This is a genomic window from Pseudomonas sp. GW821-FHT11D10 (assembly GCF_058808435.1).
Map to the genome: position 1 here is coordinate 268,623 of NZ_JBXARR010000007.1, position 23,365 is coordinate 291,987.

General features: G+C 60.9%; 21 protein-coding genes and 1 pseudogene. 11 read left to right on the plus strand and 11 right to left on the minus strand.

The window, feature by feature from the left end:
- Positions 1-100: 100 nt before the first annotated feature.
- Positions 101-340, minus strand: a pseudogene (locus tag AC1RT4_RS21445) (YebG family protein); the annotation flags it as partial.
- A 293-nt stretch (positions 341-633) separates the two neighbouring features.
- Here AC1RT4_RS21445 and AC1RT4_RS21450 point away from each other — a divergent pair.
- Positions 634-1,134 (plus strand): phosphate-starvation-inducible protein PsiE, encoded by a 501-nt coding sequence (locus tag AC1RT4_RS21450; protein ID WP_007957255.1) that lies wholly within the window; start codon positions 634-636, stop codon positions 1,132-1,134.
- Here the strand turns inward: AC1RT4_RS21450 and AC1RT4_RS21455 are convergent.
- The 3 genes from AC1RT4_RS21455 to AC1RT4_RS21465 form a co-directional block, all read right to left on the minus strand.
- Positions 1,131-1,448, minus strand: a complete 318-nt coding sequence (locus AC1RT4_RS21455) for a DUF3509 domain-containing protein (RefSeq protein WP_493087690.1) — start codon at positions 1,446-1,448, stop codon at positions 1,131-1,133. The genes AC1RT4_RS21450 and AC1RT4_RS21455 overlap by 4 nt on opposite strands.
- Positions 1,449-1,647: 199 nt before the next feature.
- The gene (locus AC1RT4_RS21460) at positions 1,648-2,949 is read right to left on the minus strand and encodes an HAAAP family serine/threonine permease (RefSeq protein ID WP_119426743.1); all 1,302 of its coding nucleotides are present in this window, start codon (positions 2,947-2,949) and stop codon (positions 1,648-1,650) included.
- 63 nt (positions 2,950-3,012) lie between these two features.
- A complete protein-coding gene (locus AC1RT4_RS21465; RefSeq protein ID WP_493087692.1) occupies positions 3,013-4,389 on the minus strand; it encodes an L-serine ammonia-lyase in 1,377 nt (458 codons plus the stop codon).
- Positions 4,390-4,524: 135 nt separating this feature from the next.
- On the opposite strand from AC1RT4_RS21465, the gene AC1RT4_RS21470 reads away from it, so the two are divergent.
- Both AC1RT4_RS21470 and AC1RT4_RS21475 read left to right on the plus strand, forming a co-directional pair.
- Positions 4,525-5,472: a LysR substrate-binding domain-containing protein gene (locus AC1RT4_RS21470; protein WP_493087694.1), complete on the plus strand. Its 948-nt coding sequence runs from the start codon at positions 4,525-4,527 to the stop codon at positions 5,470-5,472.
- Between the two features lie 200 nt (positions 5,473-5,672).
- On the plus strand, positions 5,673-6,080 hold the full coding sequence (locus AC1RT4_RS21475) for an HPF/RaiA family ribosome-associated protein (protein ID WP_011332524.1): 408 nt from the start codon (positions 5,673-5,675) through the stop codon (positions 6,078-6,080).
- Between the two features lie 71 nt (positions 6,081-6,151).
- Here AC1RT4_RS21475 and fecA read toward each other — a convergent pair whose 3' ends face one another.
- From fecA to AC1RT4_RS21490, 3 genes are all read right to left on the minus strand, one after another.
- Entirely contained in the window at positions 6,152-8,485 is a 2,334-nt protein-coding gene (gene fecA, locus AC1RT4_RS21480; protein WP_493087696.1) for a TonB-dependent Fe(3+) dicitrate receptor FecA, read from the minus strand.
- A 90-nt stretch (positions 8,486-8,575) separates the two neighbouring features.
- Positions 8,576-9,505, minus strand: a complete 930-nt coding sequence (locus AC1RT4_RS21485) for a DUF4880 domain-containing protein (protein WP_493087698.1) — start codon at positions 9,503-9,505, stop codon at positions 8,576-8,578.
- Positions 9,502-9,990: a sigma-70 family RNA polymerase sigma factor gene (locus tag AC1RT4_RS21490; RefSeq protein ID WP_007957265.1), complete on the minus strand. Its 489-nt coding sequence runs from the start codon at positions 9,988-9,990 to the stop codon at positions 9,502-9,504. The genes AC1RT4_RS21485 and AC1RT4_RS21490 overlap by 4 nt, the downstream gene beginning before the upstream one ends.
- A gap of 175 nt (positions 9,991-10,165) precedes the next feature.
- On the opposite strand from AC1RT4_RS21490, the gene AC1RT4_RS21495 reads away from it, so the two are divergent.
- The 6 genes from AC1RT4_RS21495 to AC1RT4_RS21520 all read left to right on the plus strand — a co-directional run bounded on the left by AC1RT4_RS21495 (position 10,166) and on the right by AC1RT4_RS21520 (position 16,474).
- Complete coding sequence (locus AC1RT4_RS21495) at positions 10,166-10,471, plus strand: DUF3649 domain-containing protein (RefSeq protein ID WP_493087700.1); 306 nt, start codon at positions 10,166-10,168, stop codon at positions 10,469-10,471.
- Positions 10,468-12,057 (plus strand): PepSY-associated TM helix domain-containing protein, encoded by a 1,590-nt coding sequence (locus AC1RT4_RS21500; protein WP_493087702.1) that lies wholly within the window; start codon positions 10,468-10,470, stop codon positions 12,055-12,057. The genes AC1RT4_RS21495 and AC1RT4_RS21500 overlap by 4 nt, the downstream gene beginning before the upstream one ends.
- The gene (locus AC1RT4_RS21505; RefSeq protein ID WP_493087704.1) at positions 12,057-12,383 is read left to right on the plus strand and encodes a DUF3325 domain-containing protein; all 327 of its coding nucleotides are present in this window, start codon (positions 12,057-12,059) and stop codon (positions 12,381-12,383) included. The genes AC1RT4_RS21500 and AC1RT4_RS21505 overlap by 1 nt, the downstream gene beginning before the upstream one ends.
- A 1-nt stretch (position 12,384) precedes the next feature.
- Positions 12,385-12,951 (plus strand): RNA polymerase sigma factor, encoded by a 567-nt coding sequence (locus tag AC1RT4_RS21510; RefSeq protein ID WP_493087706.1) that lies wholly within the window; start codon positions 12,385-12,387, stop codon positions 12,949-12,951.
- Positions 12,948-13,940, plus strand: a complete 993-nt coding sequence (locus AC1RT4_RS21515; RefSeq protein ID WP_493087708.1) for a FecR family protein — start codon at positions 12,948-12,950, stop codon at positions 13,938-13,940. The genes AC1RT4_RS21510 and AC1RT4_RS21515 overlap by 4 nt, the downstream gene beginning before the upstream one ends.
- A gap of 104 nt (positions 13,941-14,044) precedes the next feature.
- On the plus strand, positions 14,045-16,474 hold the full coding sequence (locus tag AC1RT4_RS21520; RefSeq protein WP_493087710.1) for a TonB-dependent siderophore receptor: 2,430 nt from the start codon (positions 14,045-14,047) through the stop codon (positions 16,472-16,474).
- On the opposite strand, the gene AC1RT4_RS21525 is transcribed toward AC1RT4_RS21520, so the two are convergent.
- Positions 16,475-17,350 (minus strand): AraC family transcriptional regulator, encoded by an 876-nt coding sequence (locus AC1RT4_RS21525; protein ID WP_127796967.1) that lies wholly within the window; start codon positions 17,348-17,350, stop codon positions 16,475-16,477.
- 139 nt (positions 17,351-17,489) lie between these two features.
- On the opposite strand from AC1RT4_RS21525, the gene AC1RT4_RS21530 reads away from it, so the two are divergent.
- Complete coding sequence (locus AC1RT4_RS21530; protein WP_493087712.1) at positions 17,490-18,392, plus strand: DMT family transporter; 903 nt, start codon at positions 17,490-17,492, stop codon at positions 18,390-18,392.
- 4 nt (positions 18,393-18,396) lie between these two features.
- Here the strand turns inward: AC1RT4_RS21530 and AC1RT4_RS21535 are convergent, their stop codons facing one another.
- From AC1RT4_RS21535 to AC1RT4_RS21545, 3 genes are all read right to left on the minus strand, one after another.
- A complete protein-coding gene (locus AC1RT4_RS21535; RefSeq protein ID WP_493087714.1) occupies positions 18,397-18,900 on the minus strand; it encodes a DUF2165 family protein in 504 nt (167 codons plus the stop codon).
- Positions 18,901-19,094: 194 nt separating this feature from the next.
- Positions 19,095-20,069 (minus strand): 2-hydroxyacid dehydrogenase, encoded by a 975-nt coding sequence (locus AC1RT4_RS21540; RefSeq protein ID WP_493087716.1) that lies wholly within the window; start codon positions 20,067-20,069, stop codon positions 19,095-19,097.
- A gap of 631 nt (positions 20,070-20,700) precedes the next feature.
- Positions 20,701-21,669 carry a LysR family transcriptional regulator gene (locus tag AC1RT4_RS21545; protein WP_493087718.1) on the minus strand — a complete coding sequence of 323 codons (969 nt, stop codon included), beginning with the start codon at positions 21,667-21,669 and terminating at the stop codon, positions 20,701-20,703.
- Between the two features lie 182 nt (positions 21,670-21,851).
- Between AC1RT4_RS21545 and AC1RT4_RS21550 the strand changes: the two genes are divergently transcribed.
- Complete coding sequence (locus AC1RT4_RS21550; RefSeq protein ID WP_493087720.1) at positions 21,852-23,363, plus strand: efflux transporter outer membrane subunit; 1,512 nt, start codon at positions 21,852-21,854, stop codon at positions 23,361-23,363.
- Positions 23,364-23,365 lie beyond the last annotated feature (2 nt).

A 23,365-nucleotide genomic window follows, 5' to 3' on the forward strand; every position in this document is an offset into this window, starting at 1 on the left:
TTGCAGCCTTCGCCGCTTTGGCAGGTTTGGCTGGCGCTTCTGCCGGTTCAGCCACGTCTGCTTGCTCGGTTGCCACAACCGGTCCCGCTGGTACGTTGATCAGCTCCGACAATGCGTCAGGCTGGCTCTTGAACGCCCGGGCGAACACATCGCGGTTCTTCGCCATGAAGATCCCGACTTCTTCCACTTGCTGCTCGCTCAACGAAGGAACGGCTTTTTCCAGCACTTCGGCCAACAGTTCGGCCAGTTCGAGCATTTTGTCATGACGGTCAGCTTCGGCTTTATCCATGAACAAGCGCTCCAGATCTCGGCTGCTGCGGTATACCACTTCGACGGCCATTCACCACCTCACATGCCTTCACATTAAGTTGTCTTTGCGACTACTGTATCTATATACAGCGAAAAGGATAAGCGAATCCCTGCGCTTTGGGTAGTGGCTTTTCAATGTAGACCGGATTCGGATTTTGTCAGCCCGGCGCCTGCGCACAGGTGCGACCAAACGCCACGGCGCGGGTTTCGCGGCGGCTCGCCATGATGGCGTGGCCTCTTTTCTGCATGCATCTGCGTACGTGCGCAATAACCGTCACGTCCAGCAAGCAACATCCGCTCGAACCGGGCTAAGGAACCTTCATCGTGAAAATCAACTGGGCCGAGAAACTGCGGCAAAACGTGCATCAACTGGCCGAGTCCCTGGGCAACCTGTTCGTCGAGACTTTCCATTACCTGGCGCTGTTCGCCATTGGTGCGGTAACCGCGTGGGCGGCGGTGATGGAGTTTCTCGGGATGCTCGAGGAAGGGCACATCAAGATCGATGACATTCTGTTGCTGTTCATCTATCTGGAACTGGGGGCGATGGTCGGGATTTATTTCAAGACCAACCACATGCCGGTGCGCTTCCTGATCTACGTGGCGATCACCGCTTTGACGCGCCTGCTGATCTCCAACGTCTCGCACCACAATCCGCCGGACATGGGCATCATCTACCTGTGCGGCGGGATTCTGCTGCTGGCGTTCTCGATTCTGGTGGTGCGTTACGCCTCGTCGCAATTCCCTTCGGTGAAAATCGAGAACCCGCACCGCAAGATCGGGACGGGTTCCAGTGAACATCCGGAAGTGGAGAAGGGCGAACTTTAAAGGCCGGCAGTTGGCCGGGGCTGATGTTTGGCCTGACGCGGTGGCGGAGCGATTCCGTCGCCGCGGGTCATGGCGTCGAGGATCGCCATGGCGCTGTGGCCCTGTTCGATGGCGATGCCGAACTGAATGCTTTGCACCAGCCGTTTGAGGCGCTTGGGATCGTTGCGCTGTTCGGTGCTGATCATCCGTTTGGCGACGATCCGGCCGCCGTTGGAGAGGGTCAGCATGATGCTGCCGTCGAGCCCCTGAATGCTCAGGTTGATCTGATAGTCCGGCGCGAAGGCATCGGTAATGATCTGAAAAGGATTGTCCATGATGCGTCACCGCCTGATTGAACGTGCAGTTGTTGACCGGCCTTGATCGGGTTGGTTCGCCAAACCTGACCATCGGCCCTTCCGTGGTCCTGTCTCCTTCAGCGATGTAGCAAGGGACATGCCGGGAATATTGTCGAACAATGAAACCGGCCAAAAAGAAGGCGAGCCCATGGCTCGCCTTCTTCGTTTGCGGCCCGTTTCAGGGCAGAACCGAGTAGATGATCGCTGACAGTGCAATCAGGCCGATCAGCACCACGAACACGTTCGACACCTGACCCGAATACTGGCGCAAGGCCGGCACGCGGCGGATCGCGTACATCGGCATCAGGAACAGCAGGCAGGCAATCACTGGCCCGCCAAGAGTTTCGATCATGCCGAGGATGCTCGGGTTGAAGGTCGCCACGGCCCAGCAGCTGAGGATCATGAACAGTGCGGTAGCACGGTTCAGCCAGCTCGCCGACATCACCCGGCCACGGCCGCGCAGGCTTTTGACGATCATGCCCTGGAAGCCTTCGCTGGCGCCGATGTAGTGGCCGAGGAAGGATTTGGTGATCGCCACCAGCGCAATCAGCGGCGCGGCGTAAGCGATGACCGGGGTCTGGAAATGGTTGGCCAGGTACGACAGGATTGAAATGTTCTGCGCCTTGGCCGCTGCCAGATCCGCCGGCGACAGCGCCAGCACGCAGCTGAAGCAGAAGAACATCACCGTCACCACCATCATGCCGTGGGCCATGGCGAGGATGCCGCTGCTCTTGCGTTCGGCCTGGTCGCCGTAGCGTTGTTTCTGCTCGACGGCGAAGGCGGAAATGATCGGCGAATGGTTGAACGAGAACACCATCACCGGGATCGCCAGCCATAGGGTCTTGAGGAACACCGACATTTCCATCGGTTCTTGAGCACTGGCGAAGAATGCGCCGTTCCAGTTCGGAATCAGGCTGATGCCGAGCAACAGCAGTGCGGCGACGAACGGATACACCAGCACGCTCATGGCTTTGACGATCACGCTCTGACCGCAGCGGACGATGGCCATCAGACCGAGGATCAGCGCCAGCGACAGCACCGCTCGCGGCGGTGGGGCAATGTGCAACTGGTGTTCGAGGAAGCTGCTGAGGGTGTTGGTCAGCGCCACGCTGTACACCAGCAGGATCGGGAAGATCGCGAAGAAATACAGCAGCGTGATCAGTTTGCCGGCGCCAATGCCGAAGTGTTCTTCCACCACTTCGGTGATGTCACCGGAACGGCCCGACAGTACGAAACGGGTCAGGCCACGGTGAGCGAAGAAGGTCATCGGGAATGCCAGCAACGCCAGGATCAGCAACGGCCAGAAGCCGCCGACACCGGCGTTGATCGGCAGGAACAAGGTGCCGGCACCGATGGCCGTGCCGTATAGGCCGAGCATCCAGGTGGTGTCGAATTTGCTCCAGCCCTTGTGGGCGGTTTCGTTGTTGCGTGTGCGGTCTACAGCGGGATTTTCGGCAGCAGGTGTGCGTACATCGGTCATCGTTTTTGCCTCGTTATTATTCTTGCTCGGGCTCACGTGTTACGGGCGGTCAGGGAGCGCTCCTCAGCACTCCACCCAGCTCACGGCCAGGCCGCCCCGTGAAGTCTCTTTGTATTTGTCATGCATGTCGGCGCCGGTATCGCGCATGGTGCGGATCACCCGGTCGAGGGAAATGAAGTGTTTGCCGTCGCCGCGCAGGGCCATTTGCGTGGCGTTGATCGCCTTCACTGCAGCGATGGCGTTGCGCTCGATGCATGGCACCTGCACGAGCCCGCCGACCGGGTCGCAGGTCAGGCCGAGGTTGTGTTCCAGGCCGATTTCGGCGGCGTTTTCCAGTTGCTCCGGAGTGGCACCCAGCACATCGGCCAGACCCGCAGCAGCCATCGCGCAGGCCGAACCCACTTCACCCTGGCAACCGACTTCGGCGCCGGAGATCGAAGCGTTTTTCTTGCACAGGATGCCGACGGCAGCCGCGCCCAGAAAGAACGCGACCACGTCATCGTCGGACGCGTCCGGATTGAATTTCATGTAGTAGTGCAGAACGGCCGGAATGATCCCGGCGGCACCGTTGGTCGGCGCGGTCACCATGCGCCCGCCGGCGGCGTTCTCTTCGTTGACGGCGAGGGCGAACAGGTTGACCCACTCCATCGCCGACAGGGTCGAACTGATGACGTTCGGTTTGCCGATTTCCAGCAGGCTGCGGTGCAATTTCGCCGCACGACGGGGAACATTCAGACCGCCAGGCAGGATGCCTTCATGACGCAGGCCTTGCTCGACGCATTCGCGCATCACCGACCAGATGTGCAGCAGGCCCTGGCGGATCTCGGCGTCGCTGCGCCAGACCCGTTCGTTGGCCATCATCAGTTCGGAAACCCGCAGGTTGTGCTGCTTGCACAGCGCCAGCAGTTCGACGGCGCTGGAGAATTCGTAAGGCAACTCGACGTCGCCGGCCGGTGCCACACCGGATTCGGCTTCGGCCGCTTCGATGATGAAACCGCCGCCGACCGAGTAGTACGTTTGCTCGAACAGTTGGCCGGATGCACCAAAGGCTGTCAGCGACATGGCGTTGGGGTGGTAGGGCAGGCTCTCGTCCAGCAGCAGGAGATCGTGCTGCCAGTTGAAGGCAATCGAACGTTCACCGGCCAGAGACAGTTGGCCGGTCTCGCGCAGTTGCTGGATGCGTGGCTCGATGGTCGACGGATCGATGCTGTCCGGCCATTCGCCCATCAGACCCATGACCGTTGCGCGGTCAGTGGCATGGCCGACGCCGGTGGCCGAAAGCGAGCCGTACAAACGGATTTCCACCCGCTGCACATCGTTCAGCAAATGCTGCTCGATCAGGGCCTGGGCGAAGGTCGCCGCAGCTCGCATCGGGCCGACGGTGTGGGAACTGGACGGGCCGATGCCGACTTTGAATAGATCGAAAACACTGATAGCCATGCTAAACCCTTACAAGCAATGGAGTAGGAATCGCTGCCATTTTTTGTAGGACGAGCGCAATGTCGGCGATACTGCCTACCTCGCTTCAACGTGACTAACGAAACTTCCTAAGTAAGCCTTTAGCAGGACTAAACAATGAGTCGTCAATTGCATGCCCAGACTTACGTCTGGCTGCAGGTGTTTTCCTGTGCCGCGCGGCACCTGTCATTCACCCGCTGTGCCGAGGAACTGCACATCACGCCGGGGGCGGTGAGTCAGCAAATCCGACAGCTGGAAGACCGTCTGGGCTTTCGCCTGTTTCACCGCCGCGCACGGGGCGTGGAGCTGAGCGCGGAAGGGCAGCGACTGGCGATCACGGTCAACGAGGCCTACGGCAGCATCGACGCGGAATTGCGTCGTCTGGATGCGGGGATGATCAGCGGGATTTTGCGGGTGCGCTCGATTCCGTCGTTCCTCAGCAAGTGGCTGACGCCGCGCCTGCCGCGCCTGCAACAGCGTTACCCGGACATCCAGTTGCGGCTGGTGGCCGAGGACAGCAGCGTGCCGTTGCATGAAGGGGATTTCGACCTGGCCATCGACCTGAACGACGGCAGTTATCCGGGGTTGTTATCCACAGCCTTGCTCGACGAGCAGATTTTTCCGGTGTGCGCGCCGGGCCTGCTGCGCGGACGCCCGCCGCTGCACGGGCCGGCGGATCTGGTGCACTTCCCGCTGCTGCACGACATCACCGCCTGGCGCGGCAGTTATGAATATGCAGAGTGGGAGTTTTATCTGAATGCCATCGGTTTCGAGGGCGCCGATGTCCGGCGTGGGCACACGTTCAATCGCAACCACCTGACCATCGAAGCGGCGATTGCCGGCATGGGCGTGGCGATCGCCCGGCGCACGTTGCTCAACGACGAACTGGAGCGGGGGACGTTGATCGTGCCGTTCGGGATTTCGGTGCCCAATCACAAGCGCTATGTCTTGCTCTACGCGCCGGGGGCGTTGAGCCATCCGGGCGTGCGGGCGGTGCACGACTGGCTGGTGGAAGAGGCGGGGATTTTCCGCAGCCTGCACCCGTTGGGTGATGGCCAATTGTGAGCAGATTTTTCGGGGCGGCGTGGCGACCCAACTCCCGACCTTACCAGCGCTTTACTCGGTTGTCCGGCTTTTTTTGCGTATGAATATTTATCTTTTTTAAGGGGTTGAAATGTTCGTCCGGCGGGCCGATTGTTGTAATCAAGAGGTCACGAAATCCTGTTCCAGGCCTCTTGCGAGCTAGCTGAAATAAGGGATGAACTATGCAAATCCAAGTCAACAGCGACAACCATATTCAAAGCAGCAAACGACTGGAGGAGTGGGTACGCACCACAATTGAGAGCACGCTCGACCGTTATGAGGAAGACCTGACCCGTGTCGAAGTCCATCTGAGCGACGAGAACGGTGACAAACCAGGTCCCCATGACTTGCGCTGCCAACTGGAAGCGCGGCCGAAAGGCCATCAACCGATTTCCGTCACCCACAAAGCCGATTCGCTGGAACAGGCGATCGATGGTGCAGCCGAAAAACTGGAGCACGCGCTGGAGCACCTGTTTGGCAAACTGCGCGGCAAACCGCGAGCCGCTGTGGTGCCATTCACAAGCAAAGCCAATGACAAGCTATTGGCGGAAGAGTTTGACGAGAACGAACAGGCAGCGATCAACAGTTGATACGCTGATTTTCCAAGCCACCCAATGAGAAAGGGCCTGCAATTGCAGGCCCTTTCTGTTTTCAGCAGGGATCAGAAAGCAACGGAGGTCTGCACGTACACCGTGCGCGGCTCACCGACATACTTGCCCTTGTTGTTGTCATCGAACGAACGGGTGAAGTACTGGGTGTTGAAGATGTTTTTCACGCCCACTGCCACATTCAGATCCGACAGCTGCGGGCCGAAGTCATAACCGGCGCGGCTGCTGAACAGCATGTAGCCGGGGATCTTGCCGGTGCTGCCGTCGGCGCTTTCTTTCGAGGTGTTGGCGTTGTCGGCGAACTGGTCGCTCTGGAAGCTGCTGTCCAGGTTGAGTTTCCACGGCCCTTCGGTGTAACCGACGCCGATCGTGCCTTTGTGTTTCGACGAGAACGGCACACGATTGCCCTTGTTCGGACCGTCTTCGCGGATGGTCGCGTCGACATAGGCGTAAGTGGCGTAGACGTCGAAACCAGCCAGTGCCGGGCTCAAGTCATCCAGCGCGTAATTGACGCTGGTCTCGATGCCCTGATGGCGGGTTTCGCCACGGGCGATCACCGAGTCGTTGGTCTGGTTGCTTTCGTACTGGTTGTCGAAGTTGATCAGGAACGCGCCGATCTCCGCTCGCAGCGCACCGTTGTCGTAGCGGGTGCCGACTTCCCAGGTGCGGGCCTTCTCCGGTTTCACTTCGCCGCTGCTGACTCGGTTGGGCATCTGGCTGTATTGCACGCTGCCGAAGGAGCCTTCGGTGTTGGCGTACAGATTCCAGCTGTCGGTCAGGTGGTACAGCACGTTCAGCGCCGGCAGCGCGGTGTTGTAATCGCCCTTGTATTTGACGTTGGTCAGGTTGTTGGTCTGTTGCGACTCGATCATCTCGTAGCGCACGCCCGGGGTGATCGTCCACTTGCCGATGTCGATCCGGTCATCAACGAAAAACGCATTGGCCTCGGTGCCGCCGCGAGTGTCGCGGTCATTGCGGCTGTTGGTGGTCGGGTACTCGTTGCTGGCGATCGGCGTGCGATAACGCAGTTCGTGGCCGGCCTCGTTGATGTAGCGATAGCCGACGCCGACTTCATGGCTGGTGGCGCCAAGGTCGAAGCCTTGGGCGAAGCGGGTTTCCAGACCGCGTACCCAGTATTCGCGCGGCGACAGCGACAGGAAGGTGCCCTGATCCAGATAACCGCTGCGCAGGGTCTTGGTGAAGAAGGTGTTGGCGGTGAACTCGCGGCGATCTTCCTGATAGCGATAGCCGAAATTGAACATCGTGCGACGGCCCCAGAACTGGTCCTTCGGCCGGGTCGACTGATACGGATCGGCATCGTAGTCGGCGACATTCAGACCGCCAGGCATGTCGGCCTTGCCTTCGTAATACTGGGCCATGGCGTTGAAGCTGTTGGCCTCGTCGAGCTGGTATTTGCCCTTGAGGATCAGGTCGTCGATTTCCGTGTCGCTGTGTTCGCGCCAGTCGCCACCGCGAGTGCCGGAGTACAGCAACGCGCCGCCCAGACCATTGGCATTGGTGCCGCCAGCCAGCAGGTTGGCGCTGGTCTTGAAGCCGTCATGGCTGGAAGAAGGACTGGTTTCGGTCTGGAATCCGCCCTTGACGGTCGGCTCGTCCGGAATCGCCCGGGTCACGAAGTTGACCACGCCGCCGACGTTCTGCGGGCCGTAACGCACGGCACCGCCGCCGCGCACCACGTCCACGGCATCCATGTTGCCCATGCTGATCGGCGCGAACGACAACTGCGGCTGGCCGTATGGCGCGAACGGCACCGGAATGCCGTCCATCAATACCGTCGAACGCGCGGCCAGACGCGGGTTGAGGCCACGAATCCCGAAGTTCAGCGCCATGTCGTGGCTGCCGGTGCCGTTGTTTTCCGGAGCGTTGACGCCGGGAATGCGGTTGAGCACATCACGAGCCTGGGTCGCGCCCTGGCGTTCGAATTCTTCGCGGCGGATCACGTCACGGGCGCCGGGATGTTCGAAGACGTTGACCTGCGCAGCCTCACCCAACCAGTCGCCGACCACTTTCGAGGTGTCCAGCTCCAGTGCGCTGTCGTTCGACGGTTGCAGGCTGAAAGCGTTGCCGCCCTCGGCGCGGGCTTGCAGGCCGGTGCCTTCGAGCAGCGCATTCAAACCTTGTTCCGCTGTGTAGCTGCCTTCGAGGCCACGGCTCTGCACACCGCTGGTGACCTGCGAGCCGAATGAAATCAGCACACCGGCTTCACGGCCGAACTGGTTGAGGGCATTTTCCAGCGACGACGGGGCAATGTGATAAGCCTTGGTGTCGGCAGCCTGCGCAAGGGGCAGGGCGCTGAAGCTCAGGCTGGCGCCGAGGACGAGGTTGCGCAGGGTTCGGGCCAGCGGCGTGAGGCGGGTGGGGTGCATGGAGGACGGTCCTGAGAAGGTTGAATCAAGGGGGCTTTCCTTCTCTGTCACGCCAGATCTGAAAAACGGCTCATTTATTTTTGCGGCTGATCAAACCTTGGCTTCGACCGTCACCCAGTAACGAGTAAAACGCTTCACTTTCACCGGCAGACTGATTTCCAGCAGATCGAGAATCCGCTCGCTGTCGTCCAGCGGGTAAGTCCCGGAAATCAGCAGGTCAGCTACTTTCGCATCGCAATTGAGCTGCCCGCGACGATAGCGGCCGAGTTCGTCGAGGAAGTCGCCCAGGCGCATGTGCGCGGCCACCAGCATGCCGTCGGCCCAGGCGCCGCTGTTGGCGTCCAGCGGTTTGGCGTCACTGATGGAGGTGGCGCTGAAACTCAGTTGTCGGGCGGCCGGCAGCAGCAGCGGCGCGCGACCTTGCGCGTTCAATTCGACCCGACCTTCAAACAGTGCGATCTGCGTACGATCGGCAAACTGCCGCACGTTTATTCGCGCGCCCTGGGTTTTCAGCAGGCCTTGGGCGGTTTGTACTTCGAAGGATTGAGTGGCGGTCAGCAACATTTCGCCTTCGAGCAGACGGATCAAGCCATTGCCCCGGACATCTGCCGCGCTCGCGGTGTTGAGCTGCAACTGGCCGCCAGCGCCGAGCGAGATCTTGCGGCGTTGACCAATCGGGCTGCGGTAATCGGCCAGCAACGACGGCAACGGATTGTGCTCGCGCATCCCCCAGGTGACCGCCGAGCCGGCGCCGAGAATCAGCAGCAACTTCAGCGCCTGACGGCGGCTGCCGGACTTCGGCGCATTCAACGCGGCGTGGGCCAGTGGCGACGACAACCCGCGCAACCGCGAATTGATCCGCTGAATGTGCTCCCACGCACGGCGGTGTTCGCTGTGGGCATCGATCCATTGTTGCCAGGCTTGTTGCTGACGCGGGCTCAGTTGGCCTTGCTGCATTTCCAGCAACCAGTGCACCGCCTGTTCGGCAACCTGCGCGGAAAAATCCATCGGCGGATTCACAGGGCGAAGTAGCAGCGCATCGCCGCTTTATTCAGATGGCGTTTGACCGTCGCCACGGAAATGCCCAGTTCAGCGGCGATCTGCGGATAGGTCAGGCCGTCGACCTGCGCCAGCAGAAATGCACGTTTGACCGCGCGCGGCAGACCGTCGAGCAACTGATCCAGCTCCATCAGGGTTTGCAGGATGATGGCTTTCTCTTCTTCCGAAGGCGCGACCATTTCCGGCATCTGCGCGAGGGTGTCGAGGTAGGCGCGCTCCAGATCCTGACGGCGGTAATGATTGAACAGCACGCGCTTGGCCAGAGTGGTGAGGAATGCGCGCGGCTCGATGATCACCGGCGGTTCGCGGGCGGTCAGCACCCGGATGAAGGTGTCCTGAGCCAGATCGGCGGCGCTGTCCGGGCAGCCGAGTTTGCGCCGCAGCCAGCCGGTGAGCCAGCTGTGGTGGGCCTGATAGAGCGATTCGACAGGATGGGCGGACGACAACGGCATCACTCCGGGCGCATGCGGGATGCGTTAGAGAACAAGAATGGTTCGCATTGTAGGGTCGTGAATGCCCGCCGGCAATCAGACTCTTTTGCGTATGAGAATATTTATCATTAATATTGCTCGCCTGTCGTTCGGCGTGTTGGCCGGGCGTTAACCGTTTCAGGGTCGAAACATGAAAGCCAAACTCGCCACACTTCCCATGTCCTATCGTCTGGCCGTCACTTCGCGGGTGCTCGCGGCGGTGTTCGGTGGCTATCTGGTTGCGGCGCTGGCCAGTGTCACGCTGACAATGTGGCTGCCGTTGAACCGCGCCGAAGCGGTGGTGACCGGCATGACCGTTTCGTTTTTGGTGTATCTGGTGGCGGTGCTCTGGTGTTTCGCCTGTCGCACGGCGTGGTCGGCGTGGGTCGGTCTGCTGGTGCCGAGCGTGATTCTGGCGACCGTTTCCGGGGCTGCACGCGGTCTGGGTCTGGCATGAAGGAGGGTTTTCGGCAGGCGATGGCCTGGCTGCATACGTGGACCGGGCTGGTCTTCGGCTGGCTGTTGTTCGCGATTTTCCTGACCGGGACGCTGGCCTATTTCAAGGACGAGACCAATCACTGGATGCAGCCGGAAATCCCGTCACGCCCGCTTGATGCCGCCGCGAGTCTGACGCTGGCGCAAACTTATCTGCAGCAGCGTGCACCCGACGCGCCGAGCTGGCAGATCACGCTTCCCGATGCGCGCGATCCCGGAATATCCGTAAGTTGGCAGCAAGCCCCGGCCAGACCCGGCGAGCGCGGCAGATTCACCGAAAAGATCCTCGACGCTCAGACCGGTGTCGAAGTGCCCGTGCGCAAAAGCTTTGGCGGCGAGTTCTTCTACCGCTTCCACTTCCAGCTGCAAATGCCTTATCCGTGGGGTCGCTGGCTGGCGACCAGCGCTGCGATGGTGATGTTCATCGCGCTGATCACCGGCATCATTACCCACAAGAAAATCTTCAAGGACTTCTTTACCTTCCGTCCGCGCAAAGGCCAGCGCTCCTGGCTCGATGGGCATAACGCGGTGGGCGTGCTGGTGCTGCCCTTTCACCTGATGATCACCTACAGCAGTCTGGTGATCTTCATGGCGATGGTTATGCCGGCGAGCCTCCTGGCGTCCTATGGCAGCGATCGCAGTGCGTTTTACGAAGAAGTGTTTCCCGAAGCGCCCACCCCGGAACGCGCAGGCATACCCGCCACGTTATCTGCAATGGCGCCGCTGCTGGCGCGTGCGAGCGAACAATGGGGCGGTGGTAATGCCGCGCGGGTGACCGTGATCAACCCCGGCGACGCCAATGCCTCCGTGCAGGTGTCGCGTGCCAGCTCCGACAGGATCGCCTACGAATACGGTAACGACGTGGCCTTCAATGGAGTGACCGGGCAAATCCTCGGCGCGACCCCGGCCAAGCCGCTGCCGATGATGATTGCCGGCAGTTTTTATGGCCTGCACATCGGACACTTCGCCGGCCCGGTCCTGCGCTGGCTGTATTTCATCTGCGGCCTGGCCGGCACGGCAATGATCGGCACCGGACTGGTGATCTGGCTCGGAAAGCGTCAGCTCAAACACGCCAGAACCGGTGTCATGCCGCACGAGTTGCGGCTGGTGGAAGTGCTGAACATCGCCAGCATGGCCGGGCTCGTCAGCGCGGTGGCGGCGTTTTTCTGGGCCAACCGACTGTTGCCTCTGAGTATCGACGGCCGGGCCAATTGGGAAGTGAACGCGTTCTTCATCGCATGGGGGTTGAGCGGGGTGCATGCGTTGCTTCGGCCTGGTCGCAAAGCCTGGGTCGAACAATTGACGCTGGCAGCGCTGCTGTTCACCACGGTGCCGTTGCTCAACGCGTTGACCACTGCGCATCACCTCGGCGTCACGCTGGCGCAGAAGGACTGGGCATTGGCCGGTTTCGACCTGACCTGTCTCGGTGCCGGTCTGTTTCTGGCGTGGGCTGCCTGGAAAATGCAGCGTGCCGGTCACTGCGTCCGAGTGGAAAAAACACGTCGTGAAACGACCCGGCCGATCACGCTTGAGCAGGGGACGCGCTGATGTTGCTGGCGCTGTTGCTGTGTTACGTCGGATTCACGGCGCTGTGCCTGTCGATGCCACGGCATCACGATGAGCTGCTGGGTCGCAAGCCTTCATCCCGACGCGCAAGAAATCTGAAGCTCGCCGGTTGGTCGCTGCTGTGCCTTTCACTCTGGGTCGCCGTGGCTGCCAAAGGCTGGGGTTTTGGTCTGGTCGACTGGTTCGCCGTGCTGATGTTCAGCGCCTTGTTGCTGGTGCTGCTGATGCCGTACCGACCGAAGCTGGCATTGTCGCTGGCGGCGTTGAGCCTGTTGGCTGCGCCAGTCGCCGCATGGGCGTGGTGGTGACATGCTCATCGGCCATCCTCCCGAACACCGGGACGACGAACCCCACGGCGCCCGTGCGCATTTTCTTCAGGTGTTCCTGTCCCAGCGTTCGCAGATGGAAGCGCTGGTGAATCGGCGCGTCGGCTGTAGCGCGACGGCGGCGGATCTTGTGCAGGATCTGTTCCTGCGTTTCTGGCGTCGGCCGCTGGTGCAGGTCGAAGAACTCAGCACTTATCTTTTACGCTGCGCCGGCAACATCGCCATCGATCATTTGCGCAGCGAAGGCGCGCGGGTGCGGGTCAACGAAGGCTGGCAACCGGACGAGCCGGACAGCAGCGCCAGCGAACCGCAAGCTGCGCTCGAAGCGGGCAACGATTTGCGCCACGTCGAAGCGGCGTTGCGCGCGTTACCCGAGCGCACGCGGCAGATCTTTTTGCTCAATCGCATCCACGGGCGCAAGTACGCCGAGATCGCCAAAGCCATGGGCCTGTCCCAAAGCGCCGTGGAAAAACATATGATGCGCGCCCTCGAGGCCTGCAAGGCCAGCCTGCGCGAACCCGCGCCGCGCCTGCCAGGGAAAGCACCGTGAACAACACCGACCGCGTCATCCCGACGCCCGCGCAGGAGCAGGCCGCTTTCGCCTGGCTGAGCCTGCTGCACGACCGCCCGAGCACCGGTGATCAACTGACCTTCAGCCAGTGGCTGCACGCTGACCCGGCCCACGCCGAGGCCTACGCCCAGGCGCAAGTGGTATGGGAATTGAGCGAAGGGCCGGCGCGCACCTTGGCCGACGAAGACGCGCTGGCGTTGCAGGGATTGCTCAATGCGATGGACCGGCCGCGTCGTCCGCAGGTCCGGCGTTGGGCCGGCGCGCTGGCGATGGCTGCCTGTCTGCTGCTGATGATGATCAGCCTCGGCAGCGGTTGGCAGCCGCAGCGCTGGATCGATGATCTAGGCGCCGATTACGTGTCGGCACCGGGCGAGATTCGCACCGTAACGCTGGCCGATCAATCGCAGGTGACGCTGGACGCCGACAGCGCCATCGCCGTGGATTTCAGTCACGGCGAGCGGCATGTGCAATTGCGCCGGGGCGCAGGATTTTTCAGCGTGACTCACACAGGCGATCCTTTTGTGGTCGAGGCCGAGAAGGGCCAGGCGCGGGTGCTCGGCACGCAGTTCGAAGTGCGCCTGCAACCGCAGGGTGCGCAGGTGACGGTGTTGTCCGGACGCGTCGGCGTGACAGCGGCGCGTAATGCCGAGCAGCAGATTGTCACCGCCGGCCAGCAAGTGGCGTACGGCGCAGGCACTGCGGAAAAACTGCATGCCGTGGACAGCGAAGCACAACTGGCGTGGCGCCAGGGCTGGCTGACTTACTACAAGTCGACACTGGCCGATGTGGTGCAGGATCTGCGGCGTTATTACCCGGGACGGATCGTGTTGCTCAACGACGAACTGGGCGCGCGCAAGGTCAGTGGCAGCTTTCCGAGCAGGGATCCGCAAGCCGTTTTGAATTCGCTGCAAGGGGTGTTGGGATTCGAGCAGCATCAGGTGTTGGGCAAGCTGATCATCCTGCGCTGAAAATATTTTCAACTTTGTGCTGAGGTAAACCCGGACGCCATCCGTGTAGTGACTGAAACTGCGAGTCATTCGCATCCGTTGCGGTTCTACACAGGTCATGAGCAATGAAGTCCAGGGCAAAATCGGGTTCGGTCAAACAGTGGTTAGGCGTTTCGGCCTTGAGTTTTTCGGCATTGGCCCTGTTGCCGATGAGCGTGGCGCTGGCCGCTGAATCCGTCAGCAGTCAGCCACAAAAGCAGTTCATTTTTTCCCTGGCCGCCAAGCCGTTGCCTCAGGCCCTGAGCGATTTCAGCCGTGTCACCGGGCAGAGCGTGGTCTACACCGATGAAGCGCCTTACGGCCTGACCGCTCCAGCGATCAACGGCCAGATGAGTGCCGAACAGGCGCTGCAACGTTTGCTCACCGGCTCGGGCCTGACCTTCCGCCGCACCGACAGCCACACCCTGGCGCTAGAACCGCAACCGACTGCAGGCGCTCTGAACCTCGGCGCGACCACCATCACTTCGGTGGTCAACCAGCCGATGAGCTACCAGCCACCGGAAACCAGTTCGGTGATGCGCTCCTCTGCTTTGCTTCAGGAAATCCCGCAGACCGTCAACGTGATTCCGGCCCAGGTCATTCGCGATCAGGCACCGCGCAATCTCGATGACGCACTGGCCAACGTCAGCGGCATCACCCAGGGCAACACCTTGGGCAGCACCCAGGATTCGGTGATGACCCGTGGCTTCGGCGATAACCGCAACGGCTCGATCATGCGCGACGGCATGCCGGTGGTACAGGGCCGTGGCATGAACGCCACCGTGGATCGCGTTGAAGTGCTCAAGGGCCCGGCCTCGCTGCTCTACGGGATTCAGGACCCGGGTGGCGTAGTCAACATGGTCAGCAAGAAGCCTGAACTGACTCAGTACAACGCACTGACCCTGCGCGGCTCGACCTACGGTGACGGCAAGAATGGCAGCGGCGGTACGTTCGACAGCACCGGTGCGCTGGGGGATTCCGGTCTCGCGTATCGCATGGTGCTGGACCACGAAGACGAAGATTACTGGCGCAACTTCGGCACGCATCGCGAAACCCTGATCGCGCCGTCGCTGGCCTGGTACGGCGAGCGCACCAAGTTGCTGTTCGCTTATGAGCACCGCGAATTCCTGACCCCATTCGATCGCGGCACCCTGATCGATCCTCGCACCAACCACCCGCTGGATATCTCGCGCAACGAGCGTCTCGACGAGAAATTCAACGACATGGAAGGGCGCTCGGATCTCTATCACTTCGAGGCCGATCACGAACTCAACGACGACTGGAAAGCCCATTTCGGCTACAGCTGGAACCGCGAAACCTACGACGCCAGCCAGGTCCGCGTAACCGCGATCGACACCAAGAAAGGCACCCTGACCCGCAGCATGGACGGCACCCAGGGCGCGATCAGCACCGACCGTTTCACTACGGCCAGCCTCGAAGGCAAGGTCAACGTGCTGGGCATGCAGCATGACCTGGTGTTCGGCGTCGACGACGAGTACCGCAAGATCTACCGCGCCGACCTGATCCGCCAGAAAAGCCTGAGCACCTTCAGCTACGTCAACCCGGTCTACGGCCGCGAAGTCGAAGGCACCACCGTCAGCCCGGCGGATAGTGCGCAGACCGACGAACTGCGCAGCGATTCGGTGTTCCTGCAGGACTCGATCCACCTCAATGACCAGTGGATTCTGGTGGCCGGCGGGCGCTTCCAGGAGTACGACCAGTACGCCGGCAAGGGCGTGCCGTTCAAGGCCAACACTGACAGCAACGGCCAGAAGTGGGTGCCGCGCGCAGGTCTGGTGTATCGCTACACCGACGCGTTGTCGTTCTACGGCAGCTACACCGAATCGTTCAAACCCAACTCGACCATCGCGCCGCTCAGCGGCAGCAGCACCGTGCTCGACGGCAGCATTGCGCCGGAAGAAGCCAAGTCCTGGGAGCTGGGCGCACGCCTGGATATGCCGGGACGCGTCACCGGCAACATCGCCTTGTTCGACATCAAGAAACGCAACGTGCTGGTGGCCAACGCCGAAGGCCCGACCACGATTTACAGCGCTGCTGGTGAAGTGCGTTCCCGTGGTCTGGAAGTGGATCTGACCGGCCAGCTCAGCGACCGCTGGAGCATGATCGGCAGCTACGCCTATACCGACGCCGAGGTCACGGAAGATCCGGACTACAAAGGCAACAAGCTGCAAAACGTGGCGAAGAATACCGGCTCGTTGTCGGCGGTCTACGACTTCGGTAGCGTGATCGGTGGTGATCAACTTCGGGTCGGCGCCGGCGCGCGGTATGTCGGTGAACGAGCGGGTAACGCGGTGAATGATTTCGATCTGCCGAGCTACACCGTGGCCGATGCGTTCGCCACCTACGACACCAGGGTTGAGGGGCAGAAGGTCAAGTTTCAGCTCAACGTGAAGAACCTGTTCGATCGCACTTACTACACCTCGGCGGCGAGCCGGTTCTTCGTGTCGATGGGTGATTCGCGGCAGATTTCGTTGTCGAGCACGCTGGAATTCTGATCAGCGCAAAAACGCCTGGCGATACTCGCCGGGCGTTCCACCCAGCACCTGGCGAAAGCGGTTGGTGAAGTGGCTGGCACTGGCAAATCCACACGCCAAAGCAATCTCCCCCAACGGCAACGCCGTCCCGCGCAACAACTCCCGCGCCCGGCTCAAGCGCCGCGCCAGCACATACTGATGCGGCGGCAGGCCGAAGCTCACCCGGAACATCCGCGCAAAGTGGTATTCCGACAACGCACACAACCCCGCCAGTTGACCGAGGCTGATCGGCTCGGCCAGTTGGCTGTCGATGAATTCCACCAGTTGCCGACGCTGATGCGGCGCCAGTCCACCCTTGAGGCGCAAGCCCTGACGTACGCCGACCTGACTCAGCAAGGTATGGCTGATCAGTTCGTGGGCCAGGCTGCTGGTCAGCAAACGCTCCCCGGGTTCGTCCCAGTTCAGTGTCAGCAACTGGCGAAACCGGCGGGCCTGTTGCGGGTCTTCGAGAAAAGTCTGTTCGCGCAGCTGCATTTCCCGGGGCTCGCGATCCAGCAGCGTCACGCACCCCAGGGCAAATTGTTCGGCGCTGAAATACAGGTGAGCCAGACGAATATCACCGTTGATGACCCAACCTGATTCGTGATCGGCGGGCAGGATGCACAGCTTGTCCGGGCCGCCCTTGTGGCCGGGCTCGCCACGGCGGAAGGTGCCGGTGCCGCCGGCAATGTAGCAGGAGAGGGTGTGATGGCTCGGCGCTTCGTATTCCTGGGCGTCGTGATGATTGGTCCACAAAGCTGCAGACAAGCCGTCACCCAACTCGGCGCTGTGCACAAGGCGTGCATTGGGCGAATTGTTGAGGGCTTGAAAGACTTGCAGGGTATCGATGGCGGCCATGATCGGTTCTCTTCAACGCCTTGCATCCTACTCCGTAGATTTCGCGCTGCCAGCCTGCCCGCCGACAAAAGCGCAAGTTTATGCAAGCGAGGATCGAGGGCGCAGGCGGACACTGAAAACCAATCGAGGAGTGTCTGCCATGAACCTGTCGTTGTATTTGTTGACCGTGCTGATCTGGGGCACCACCTGGATTGCCCTGAAGTGGCAGTTGGGCGTGGTGGCGATTCCGGTGTCGATCGTCTATCGCTTTGGCCTCGCTGCGCTGGTGTTGTTTGCGCTGTTGCTGCTCAGCCGTCGCCTGCAACCGATGAACCGGCGCGGGCATCTGATCTGTGTCGCGCAGGGCTTGTGCCTGTTTTGCGTCAACTTCATGTGTTTCCTGACTGCCAGCCAATGGATTCCCAGCGGTCTGGTGGCGGTGGTGTTTTCCACGGCAACCTTGTGGAACGCGCTGAATGCGCGTGTGTTCTTTGGTCAGCGCATTGCGCGCAATGTGCTGATGGGCGGGGCACTGGGGCTGGGCGGTCTGGGCCTGTTGTTCTGGCCGGAGCTGGCCGGGCATCACGCCAGTCCGCAAACCTTGCTGGGTCTTGGCCTGGCACTCTGCGGCACCTTGTGTTTCTCGGCGGGCAACATGTTGTCGAGCCTGCAACAGAAGGCGGGTCTCAAACCTTTAACCACCAATGCCTGGGGCATGGCCTACGGCGCGGCGATGCTGTCGGTGTGGTGCCTGGTCAAGGGCATACCGTTCGAGATGGAATGGACGTCGCGCTACATAGGCGCCTTGCTGTACCTGGTCATTCCCGGTTCGGTGATCGGTTTCACCGCGTACCTCACGCTGGTCGGTCGCATGGGCCCGGAGCGCGCGGCTTATTGCACGGTGCTGTTCCCGGTGGTGGCGCTGAACGTATCGGCCTTTGCCGAAGGTTATCAATGGACAGCGCCAGCGTTGGCGGGACTGGTGCTGGTGATGCTGGGCAATGTGTTGGTATTTCGTAAACCTAAAACCGTTATTGAAATGATCGCTAAACCTGCACATTGAACACTCAACTGTCGATTTTCATGACCAGGAATATAAGTGCCGGGAGAAGGAAGTCGACAATGCTTTGTGCCCAGGACATGGCGTTCCAGTCTTTTGACTGGTCCATGTCGAACCATTCATTGCCAATGACTTGCAGGCAGAAGTAATAAACAAACAGCGCCACGAGAAAACCCAGTACGGCATATTTCTTCGCTTCGTGAAATTGCTCTTCCGATGAGTTGATGTTTTTTGCAAGTTGATAACCGCCCAGGAGGCAGGAAGAGGTGAAGATCGTCTCCAGTGTCATGATCATCCAGTAGATGCGGTGATGCATCATTTCCGAGTCGATCGAACGATACTTCAAATGGCTGTTTGTCGTATCCATGCTCAAGATATGACCAAGGTAAACGTAGTTCGAGTTGTAATCGGTGGCATTGCTGAAAACAATGAGAACACCCAGTATGCCGACCATGAAAACGATTGCGACTTTACTTCTCCTGATAAGTTGGGAAGTTGTAAGGCTTGTCATTTGTTGACTCTCCATGAATGGTGTCTGCCCACTGGCAGATGGTTCACGGGATTCTATAGAGAGAGTAATGAGGTCGGGTGATGAGTCGTTTTCAAGTTGTGTAGTTTAAATGAGATGTGAACAACTCCCGGCACTTTGAAAAACAGGTTGAAAACAGACGGGGCCGGGAAACTGCGTCCCAGCCCCGTGGGTCATCAGTTCTTCCAGACTTGCGGATTCACCAGATCCCGAGGTCGCTCGCCGAGCAGGGCGCTGCGCAGATTGGCCAGTGCGCGGTTGGCCATGGCTTCACGGGTTTCATTGGTGGCCGAGCCGATGTGCGGCAGGGTGACAGCGTTTTTCAACTGGAACAGCGGAGATTCGCTCAGCGGTTCTTTCTCGTAGACGTCGAGGCCGGCGCCGCGAATGCGATTGTTCTGCAACGCCTCGATCAGTGCAGGCTCGTCGACCACGGGGCCACGGGAGATGTTGACCAGAATCGCGTCGGGCTTCATCAGTGCCAGTTCGCGGTGGCTGATCAGGTGGCGGGTCTTGTCGCTGAGCGGTACCACCAGGCAGACGAAATCGGCTTCGGCCAGCAGTTGGTCAAGGCTGCGGAACTGTGCGCCGAGTTCCTGTTCCAGTTCGGTCTTGCGGCTATTGCCGCTGTAGAGGATCGGCATGTTGAAGCCGAAGCGTCCGCGACGGGCGACAGCGGCGCCGATGTTACCCATGCCGACGATGCCCAGGGTTTTGCCGTGTACGTCGCAACCGAACAGCGGTGCGCCGACGCTTGCCTGCCATTGGCCAGCCTTGGTCCAGGCGTCCAGTTCGGCGACGCGGCGGGCGCTGCTCATGATCAGGGCGAAGGCCAGGTCCGCGGTGCTTTCGGTGAGGACGTCCGGCGTGTTGGTGAGCATGATCCCGCGTTCATTGAAGTAGGCGAGGTCATAGTTGTCGTAACCGACGGAGACGCTGGAGATGACTTCAAGTTTTGCGGCGTTTTCCAGTTGGGCCTTGCCGAGTTTGCGACCGACGCCGATCAGGCCGTGGGCGTGGGGCAGGGCTTCGTTGAACTGGGCGTTGATGTCGCCGTTCTTCGGGTTGGGGACGATGACGTCGAAGTCCTGTTGCAGGCGTTCGATCATGGGGGGGGTGATGCGGCTGAAGGCCAGGACTGTTTTTTTCATTGGCATTGGGCTCGGGCTTGGCGGCTGGTGTGATGCCAAGCAAGCTAACATTTTCTGTTTGGGGTTGTCTTGGCGGCCTCTGGGCCGACCAGGTTCTTGGGGATTTGGGTGAATATCCGTTTCTTCGGGTGTTGCGGCTGGCGGTTCCGCTCTTACAGCGGCTCACTTTTTCAAACGCCAAAAAGTAAGCAAAAGGCTTGGCCCCGGCGTTCGGCACCTCGCTGTGGCTCGGTGTTCCTTCGTTCCGGGATTCATCCGGGGGCATCGCCTACGGTTTGCTTCGCTGCACCTCCTCTCGATGTGTTTGGCTTCGCCAAACGGTCGCTGCGCTCCCACCCCCGGATAAATCCCTCCACTCAGCCTTCCGATGGGGCCGGCACGTCAAGAGCGGTACTCGAGCTAACGCTCATTGTGTTGAGTGGTGGGAAGCGAACAGCGAACAGCGAAAAACAGACTGCTTTTGATCGTTCCCACGCTCTGCGTGGGAATGCAGCCCGGGACGCTCTGCGTCCCAATTCGAGCTGCCAGTGACGATGGCATTCGCTGGCAAGTCCGTTCAGTCAGAGCGGCTTGGCTGTGTGTTGGATGACGTTGTACTACGACGCAATCCAGCACTCGCTTCACGCCAAACTCAATTCGCCACCCGCGCCCCCGCCAGACTCCCACTCATCTCATAAGCCGCCAATTCCGCCTGATGCCCCGCCAGAATCTCCGGCAGCGATCCACGCAGGTACTCGACCCAAGTCTTGATCTTCGCATCCAGATACTGCCGCGACGGGTAAATCGCATACAGGTTCAGTTCCTGCGAGCGGTAGTTCGGCATCACCCGCACCAGCGAGCCGTTGCGCAAGCCTTCAATCGCGGCGTACACCGGCAACACGCCGACGCCCATCCCACTGGTTATCGCGCTTTTCATCGCGTCGGCGGAGTTCACCAGGAAGGGTGAGCTGTTGATGGTGACCATTTCCTGGCCATCGGGGCCGTCGAAGGCCCATTTTTCCAGGGGGATCACCGGGCTCACCAGACGCAGGCAGGCGTGGTTCAGCAGGTCGCTGGGTTTTTGTGCGCAGCCATTGGCTTTTACGTAGGCCGGCGAGGCGCAGACGATGCTGTAGGTGATGCCCAGGCGTTGCGAGACGAAACCCGAGTCCGGCAGTTCGCGGGCCAGGACGATGGACACGTCGTAGCCTTCATCGAGCAGGTCCGGCACGCGGTTGGCCATGGTCAGGTCGAAGGTCACGTCAGGGTGGGTCTTGCGGTAGCGGGCGATGGCGTCGATCACGAAGTGCTGGCCGATGCCGGTCATGGTGTGCACTTTCAATTGTCCGGCCGGGCGGGCGTGGGCTTCGCTGGCTTCGGCTTCGGCCTCTTCGACGTAGGCGAGGATCTGCTCGCAGCGCAGCAGGTAGCGCTTGCCGGCTTCGGTGAGCGCGATGCGGCGGGTCGTGCGGTTGAGCAGGCGGGTTTGCAGGTGGGCCTCAAGGTTTGAGACCGCGCGCGAGACGTTGGCGGTGGTGGTGTCGAGTTGCACGGCGGCGGCGGTGAAGCTGCCGGCTTCGGCCACACAACTGAAGGCGCGCATGTTTTGCAAAGTGTCCATGGGGTGCTCTCAAGGGAGATGGCAAATTGTGACACGAAGTTTCAGGGGCTGAGACCCCCGACCAAGGGATTATCTCGTTAACGGTAACAAAGATTCACAGGATTCCCAGCTTATCGCCGTCATGGCGCCCCCCTAGAATTGCGCCCACCTCGAAACATCTCCCACCTCAGGAATTCGCAGCAGTGCCGCGTCGCATCAACAGAGCGCTTTTGCCGCTCAGTGTTCTGGCTCTTTCGTTAGGTCTTGGCGGCTGCATCGGAACCGGAGGGATTGCCCCGCAGGGCAAGGCTCTGGAGGCCAATGAACTGGCCACCGACGAGGCCATCGCCCACGCCGCCCGTGACGCAAACTGGCCCACCGCCCAATGGTGGCAAGCCTATGGCGACCCGCAACTCAATCATTGGATCGACCTTGCCGTGCAAGGCAGCCCGACCATTGCCATGGCCGCCGCGCGAGTGCGTCAGGCCCGGTCCATGGCCGGTGTCGCCGAAGCGGCCGAGTCGTTGCAGATCCATGGCGAGTCGACCCTCAAGCGTCACAACTGGCCGACCGACCAGTTCTACGGCCCCGGTGAGCTGGCCAACAGCACCACCTGGGACAACAACGCCGCGCTGGGCTTCAGTTACGCGCTGGACCTCTGGGGTCGTGAAAGCAACAGCACCGAGCGGGCCGTCGATCTGGCGCACATGAGCGCTGCCGAGGCACGTCAGGCACAGCTCGAATTGCAGAACAACATCGTGCGCGCCTACATCGAGCTGTCGCTGCATTACGCCCAGCGCGACATCGTCGCGGCGACGCTTAAACAGCAACAGCAGATTCTCGAGCTGGCGCAGAAACGCCTGAACGGCGGGATCGGTACGCACTTTGAAGTCAGCCAGGCCGAAACCCCGCTGCCGGAAACCCATCGGCAACTGGATGCGCTGGACGAAGAAATCGCCCTGAGCCGCAACCAGATCGCGGCATTGGCCGGCAAAGGCCCGGGCGCTGGCGCGCAGTTGCAGCGTCCGACCCTGTCATTGGGCGCGGCACTGAAGCTGCCTTCGGCATTGCCCGCCGAACTGCTCGGCCAGCGTCCGGACGTGGTCGCCAGTCGCTGGCAAGTGGCGGCGCAGGCGCGCGGGATCGAGGTCGCGCATGCCGGGTTCTACCCCAACGTCGATCTGGTCGGCAGCCTCGGCTACATGGCCACCGGCGGTGGTGCGCTGGAGTTTCTGACCGGCAAGAAGCTCAACTACAACGTCGGGCCGGCGATCTCGCTGCCGATCTTCGACGGTGGGCGACTGCGTGCCGAACTCGGTGAAGCCTCGGCGGGTTACGACATCGCCGTCGCGCATTACAACCAGACCCTGGTCAATGCGCTGAAGAACATCTCCGACCAGTTGATCCGCCGCGAGTCGATGGACAAGCAACAGATGTTCGCCGCCGAGTCCGTGGCCACGGCGCAGAAGACTTACGACATCGCGATGATCGCCTATCAGCGCGGCCTCACCGATTACCTCAACGTGCTCAATGCCCAGACCCTGCTGTTCAAACAGCAACAGGTTCAGCAGCAGGTGCAGGCCGCGCGCTTGAGTGCTCATGCAGAACTGGTGACGGCATTGGGCGGTGGCCTTGGCGCGGGTAAAGACGTGCCGACTGCCGAACAGACCGCTGCACCGAAAACCCCGGCCCTTCTTCAAGCCCTCGACCACTGAGC